The following is a 6,202-nucleotide window of genomic DNA, read 5'->3' as shown; positions in this document are numbered from 1 at the left end:
TTCAGAGCGAGTTCGTCGGTCGCCAGCAGCGCCGCCGCCCTCGTTGGTGAGCGGTTTATAGGCCCGCTGACCGTTCTTAGTCAACAGGAATTTTGAAAAAAATGACAGTTTTTTGACAAAGCCTTGCGCCGTAAGGCTTTGCTGCAGTGCGACAATCGGCATAAGCCTTTGGAGAGAACCGAAAACACAATCTCGCCCTCACTTCTTCACAATTGGCGCTCTAAACAGCGTCTCGCAACTGCGTTTCGACGGGTTTTCCAGTCTTTATAGAGCGCCTTGTAAAGAGGTGGCCGTCTGTTTGACCGGACCGTTCTGTTTGACTTGCAGGCATGAAAGATGCACATCTTCGCACAACATACCCGGACCATAATAAGACACGGCGCGTAACCAGGGACCCCGCTCGATTGGCATGATCACGGACAAGACCATGATACGGTCGCTCGGCAACGAGCCGCCGATCCTTGCGGATGGACGCAGGGCTCCCGACCGGCGCGAGATTTCCCTGCGCTGGCTTTCGGGCACGTTTCTGACCGGCATTACCTCCAGCCTCTTGATGGGCGTTGCATTGTTTGCAGCTCTTGATGGCCGCCAGCAGCTCGCCATCCCCGCCGAAGCCTATGCCGCCATGGACCCCTCGGTGCGCGGCTCGCAGCCGACGGCCGCTGCCAAGCGCGGCGACCGGATCTTGAGCCCCAGCATCGTCGCCAAGCCGTCCGACCGCAGCATCATGGAAGTCTCCACCATGACTCACGATGGCGAAAAGGAAGTGGTGCGCCGCCAGCCCTTCGCGCATGTGAAGATGACGCTGGCTGCCAACCACCAGCCGGCCGAAAAATATCCTGCCTTCGATCCGCTGGCGATCTTTTCCAGCGACGAGGCCGATGCGCCGCCGCCGGTGAGCCGCACCGGCACGCTCTACGGCTCGGATGTCGAATCCGAAGTGGCGCTGAAGACGGTGGATTTCCCGCTCAAGGGATCGACGCTCTCCTTCGCACCCTCCATGTCCATGGACGAGGTCGAGGAAAACGTCCGTACCAATGGGTCGGTACTTACCGACGGCAATACCCAGCTTGCCTCGCTGTTTTATGTCGATCCGCGCCGCTTTGCCTCGGATGCCTCCGATCTCGATCTGATCCAGGGTCTCTCAGCCCGGGTGGTCGAGGAGAACATGACCGTTTCGGCCCTGGAAACGATCAACGACCAGACGACCGAATACGCCGACGACGTCATTCCGGTGCGCCGCGCCACACCGATCGCCGCCGTGATGATCAATGCCGGCTATGGCAAGGCCCAGGCCGAGGATCTCGCCGGCTATTTGCGCCCGGCACTGGGCGCGACCGAATTGCAGGACGGCGATGTACTGCGCATCGGCATCATCCAGAAGGGCGAGAATGACGAGGCCAAGGTCGTGCGTGCCACCGTTTATACGCGCGGCGCCCATGTCTTCACCATGGCGCTCGACGACAAGGGCAATTTCGTCAAGGCCTACGAACCGCCGCCGCTGGCAGCCGTGGCAAGCGCGTTTGACGACAACGGAACCCCGGCGATCAACGCCGGCCACGACCTGCCGCGCGTCTATGATGGCGTCTACCGCGCCGCCCTCTCCTACGGCATGAATTCGACGATGATTGCCCAGATCATCAAGCTGCTCGCCAGCAATGTGGATTTCCAGGCGCAGCTGAAACCGACCGACCGTCTGGAGGCGTTCTTCTCCGTTGCCGACGATAGCGGCAAGGCAACCGACGATTCAGAACTGCTCTATGTCAATGCCAAGTTCGGCGACGCCGAGACGCGCTTCTACCGGTTCCAGGACCCCGACGACAATTCGATCGACTATTACAACGAGCAGGGCAAGAGCATCCGCCAGTTCCTGCTGCGCAACCCCGTTCCGAACGGCACGTTCCGCTCCGGTTTCGGCATGCGCCGCCATCCGATCCTCGGCTTTTCGCGCATGCATACCGGTGTTGACTGGGCGGCCCCGCGCGGCACGCCGATCATCGCGGCCGGCAACGGCGTCGTGGAAAAAGCCGGCTGGGATTCCGGCGGCTACGGCAACCAGACGCTGATCCGCCACGCCAATGGCTATGTTTCGTCCTACAATCACCAGAGCGCGATCGCCAAGAATGTCACCGCCGGCTCGAAAGTCGTGCAGGGCCAGGTAATCGGCTGGGTCGGCACGACGGGCCTGTCGACCGGACCGCATCTGCATTACGAACTGATCGTCAACGGCAACCGCGTCGATCCCTTGCGCATCCGCCTGCCCGGCGGCAAGTCGCTCGACGGCCAGGCGCTCGCCCAGTTCGACAAGGAACGCGGCCGCATCGACGAATTGCTGGCAAAGGATGGCAGCACGGATGTGGCGGCGGTGCATTAGGCTGACTGCCTGCTGCAATGCCAACGCTTTCCGGGCCTCTCACAGCCACATCCCCTCCCCCGCCGTTTTGGCGAGACCGTACCCGTTCCGCTTTAAACTTGACCGCGAGAGGCGCCGTCGCCCGTTGCCGCATCGGCAAAACCATCATACAGGGAGAAAAGCCGCTATAATCGCGCTCCATTGATGAAGGCCGGTCAAGAATGAAACGCCATGATCTCGACGACCTCGCCGCCTTTTCCATTGTCGCCGAGGAGCGCAGTTTCACCCGGGCGGCCGCCCGTCTCGGCATTTCGGCCTCCGGCCTCAGCCATATGATGCGGCTCCTGGAAGACCGCCTCGGCGTGCGCCTTTTGGCCCGCACCACCCGCAGCGTCTCGACGACCGATGCCGGCGAGCGGCTGCTGATGACTTTGCGCCCGGCACTCGAGGATATCGGCCGGGGATTGCAGGCGCTGGGGGAATGGCGGGAAAAACCGTCGGGCACGGTGCGGATTACCACGGGCAAGCACGCCGCCTTGTCGCTGGTGGCGCCGATGCTGCCAGGCTTTCACCGCGATTACCCCGATATCAAGGTCGAATTGATCATCTCCGACCGGCTGGACGATATTGTCGCGTCGCGTTTCGATGCGGGCATCCGCTTTGGCGAGCGGATCGACAAGGACATGATCGGCGTGCCGATCGGCCCGCCGTTGCGCGCAGCCATCGTTGCTGCACCCTCCTATTTCGCCAACCGGCCACCGCCTTTGACCTTGAAGGACCTGATCGACCATGATTGCGTCAACTACCACATGTCATCCGCCGGTGCGTCCTATGCCTGGGAATTCGAAGTGGATGGCCGCGACGTCGATGTCCGCGTCAACGGCAGCCTGGTGGTCAACGATCTCGAGATGATGCTGGCAGCGGCCCTGTCGGGCACGGGCCTGGTCTATCTGTTCGAGGATGTCGTCAAGGACCATCTGCGCAACGGCCGGCTGGTCCGGGTGCTCGATGAATTCTGCAAGCCGTTTGCCGGTTATTCCATCTATTATCCGAGCCGGCGGCAAATGCCGCCAGCCCTTGCCGCCTTCGTCGAGGCGCTGCGCGCAAACAATCGCCGGCCGCCGGTTCAGGCGGCCTGAAGCCGCCGGTTCAAGCGGCCTGAACGGCCGGAAGCGATGCCATGTCGATGACGAACCGGTAGCGTACGTCGCCGCGTTCAAGCCGCTCGAACGCCGTGCCGATATCCTGAATTGCGATCATCTCGCATTCCGGCAAGATGTTCTTGCGGGCGCAGAAATCCAGCATTTCCTGGGTCTGTTTCAATCCCCCGCTCGGTGTTCCCGCAATCCTGCGGCGTCCCATCAGAAGACGCAGATTGCTAAAAGCCGGCGTATCCACCAGCGATCCGGCAATGACCAGCGTGCCGTCGGCATCGAGCAGGTCGATATAGGGGCCAAGATCGTGCTCATAAGGCACGGTGTCGATCATCACGTCGAAAGCGTAGGCCGCCGCTGCCATCTGCTCGGAAGACGTGGAAAGGACCACATGATCGGCACCGAGTTCGCGCGCCGTGCCGATCTTGCCTTCGGAGCGGGTGAGTACGGTGACTTCGGCGCCAAGCGCCGAGGCGAACTTGACCGCCAGATGCCCAAGACCGCCCAGCCCGATGACGCCGACCCGGCTGCCCGGCCCCACATTCCAGTTGCGCAGTGGCGAATAGGTGGTAATCCCGGCGCAAAGCAGTGGTCCCGCCCGCGCAAGGTCGAGCCCGTCCGGCACCCGCAGAACGAATTCCTCGCGGGCGACGATATAGTTCGAATAGCCGCCATAGGTAATATCGCCGCTGATCCGGTCCTGGCCGTTATAGGTGACGGTCACGCCGTTGCGGCACATCTGTTCTTCGTTGCGGCGGCACTGGTCGCAGTCCAGGCAACTGTCGACCATCGTGCCGATGGCAACATTGTCGCCCGGCTTGAAACGCGAAACGCCGCTGCCGACCGCAGAAACCCGCCCGACGATCTCATGGCCCGGCACCAGCGGATAGGCGGAAAAACCCCAATCGTTGCGCGCCATGTGCAGATCCGTGTGGCAGACCCCGCAATATAGAATATCGATGCCGACATCACCGGGCCGCAAATTCCGGCGTTCGAACGAAAAGGGCTGCAACGGCACATTCGCATCGGTTGCGGCATATCCAGAGGTTTTCAAAGGCTCATCCTCGCACGGCTGTTGGACGGCGGCCGGGATGGCGCGCCACTGCCGATATAAGCGCCGTGGCCGACGGGAATTAGCCGATAGTTTCCGGATGCGCTTGTGAGCGCAGCTCAGCAATGACCGGGCGAACGCTCTGAACTTGCCTGGAAAACACAGCGATCGCCGAACAGACGCCCGCAAATTGCACGATGGCGCCAAAGGCCTCGAAGAAAGACGGCCATCGTCCCTCAAACGCGAAACCATAGGCAAGGCCGAAGACCGTTTCGGCGACGATAAGCTGGGCGGAAAGGGCAAGCGGCAGCCTGCGGGAAGCGACAACCCAGCACCACGTCGCCAGCCACGAACCGGCAAGCCCCATGATCAAGGCCCATGCCGCAAAGCGATAAAGATCGGCCGCCGGTAAGGTGTTTACCCCTGCCAGCGAGGTAAGAGGGAGAAGGGCAAGGCTTCCCACCGCTGCGCCGATCCCCTGCAAACCCGTCCACTGCAATCCGTCCGGAGCGTCGGCCGACCGCATGACCGCTGCGTTCACCAGCCCGTAGACAATCCATATCGCCAACGCGGCCATGCTTGCCAGAATGCCAAGGCCGATCGATGGCATCCCGGCGGCATTGATGTCCCGCAGCGCTGCGATATTCACGATCGCGACCCCGGCTACCGTCAGCAGAAGAGGAAGGGCAAGCGCCCGCCATGCTACTGAGCGATCGCGCCGATTGCCGATGATGGCGAGGAACACCGGCATGGTTCCGACGATAACTGGCGGGACCGCCGCACCGGCGAGTTGAACCGCAAAGGCGACGCAGACAAAATAGCCGACATAACCCGCTCCGCCTAGAAGCAGGCCGGTGAGCAAACGTAAAGATGCGATGCCGCTCGGGCGAAATCGCCGGTCGAGCATCAACAGAGCGCAAGCCATTCGGAAAACGCCATACCGTGCCACCGTTAAATCCCACGCCGTCAAAGGTTCGACCGCCCGGGGCGCAACGAATGTAAGGCCCCACAATGCGCAGGTGAAAAGGCCCGCAATGATCCCGAACAGCATTTTGATCTCCTGTTTGGGCTATCATTCAAGATCATCCGGCGGTTTTATATGGAAATAAAAGGGGTTGCGGGGTATTCTGCCTTCCATGACGAAAGCAAAACCCCGACCAGACATTCAATTTGGAAAGTCGTCTCTCGACGAGACGGACGCGCGAATTCTCATGGCGCTTGATGCCAATGCACGGTTATCGATGAGCGAACTCGCCCGCACCGTCGGCATGTCGGCACCAAGTGTGTCGGAGCGTGTTCGCAAACTCGAAGCCGCTGGTGTCATCCGCGGCTTCACCATCGATGTCGATACGCGAGCAATTGGTTATCCGATCCGGGCCATGGTGAAAATCAGGCCGCTTCCAGGCAAGCTGCATCTCGTCGAGCGGCTGATTGAGGAGCAGCCGGGATTTGTCGAATGCGACAAGATCACGGGCGACGATCCCTTTCTCGCCCGCCTGGTCGTCAATTCGATCGAACAAATGGACGATGTGCTCGAAGCCCTGTCCGAACACGCTGTCACCAGCACCGCCGTCATCAAGGGAACATCCGTCAAGCGGCGCCTGCCACGGCTTTAGGACATGCCGGGCGGAATGGGTTTCCGAA

General features: G+C 61.3%; 5 protein-coding genes. 3 read left to right on the top strand and 2 right to left on the bottom strand.

What is annotated here, in order from left to right; all coding sequences use genetic code 11:
• The first annotated feature begins 409 nt into the window (after positions 1–409).
• Together ASD32_RS18865 and ASD32_RS18860 are read left to right on the top strand one after the other, a co-directional pair.
• Complete coding sequence (locus ASD32_RS18865) at positions 410–2,374, top strand: M23 family metallopeptidase (RefSeq protein ID WP_060639538.1); 1,965 nt, start codon at positions 410–412, stop codon at positions 2,372–2,374.
• Positions 2,375–2,574: 200 nt separating this feature from the next.
• A complete protein-coding gene (locus tag ASD32_RS18860) occupies positions 2,575–3,492 on the top strand; it encodes a LysR family transcriptional regulator (RefSeq protein WP_060639537.1) in 918 nt (305 codons plus the stop codon).
• A 10-nt stretch (positions 3,493–3,502) separates the two neighbouring features.
• Here the strand turns inward: ASD32_RS18860 and ASD32_RS18855 are convergent, their stop codons facing one another.
• Both ASD32_RS18855 and ASD32_RS18850 read right to left on the bottom strand, forming a co-directional pair.
• Positions 3,503–4,561: an NAD(P)-dependent alcohol dehydrogenase gene (locus tag ASD32_RS18855; RefSeq protein WP_060639536.1), complete on the bottom strand. Its 1,059-nt coding sequence runs from the start codon at positions 4,559–4,561 to the stop codon at positions 3,503–3,505.
• A 79-nt stretch (positions 4,562–4,640) separates the two neighbouring features.
• Complete coding sequence (locus tag ASD32_RS18850; protein ID WP_244490195.1) at positions 4,641–5,483, bottom strand: DMT family transporter; 843 nt, start codon at positions 5,481–5,483, stop codon at positions 4,641–4,643.
• Between the two features lie 211 nt (positions 5,484–5,694).
• Here ASD32_RS18850 and ASD32_RS18845 point away from each other — a divergent pair, with 211 nt between their 5' ends.
• Positions 5,695–6,174, top strand: a complete 480-nt coding sequence (locus tag ASD32_RS18845) for an Lrp/AsnC family transcriptional regulator (RefSeq protein ID WP_060639534.1) — start codon at positions 5,695–5,697, stop codon at positions 6,172–6,174.
• The last annotated feature ends 28 nt before the right edge of the window (positions 6,175–6,202 follow it).

It is taken from the genome of Rhizobium sp. Root483D2 (genome assembly GCF_001426685.1).
In the GTDB taxonomy this organism is placed as follows: domain Bacteria; phylum Pseudomonadota; class Alphaproteobacteria; order Rhizobiales; family Rhizobiaceae; genus Pararhizobium; species Pararhizobium qamdonense.
The sequence above is the reverse complement of the archived record's forward strand: the minus strand, read 5'-3'. Positions and strand labels throughout refer to the sequence as shown.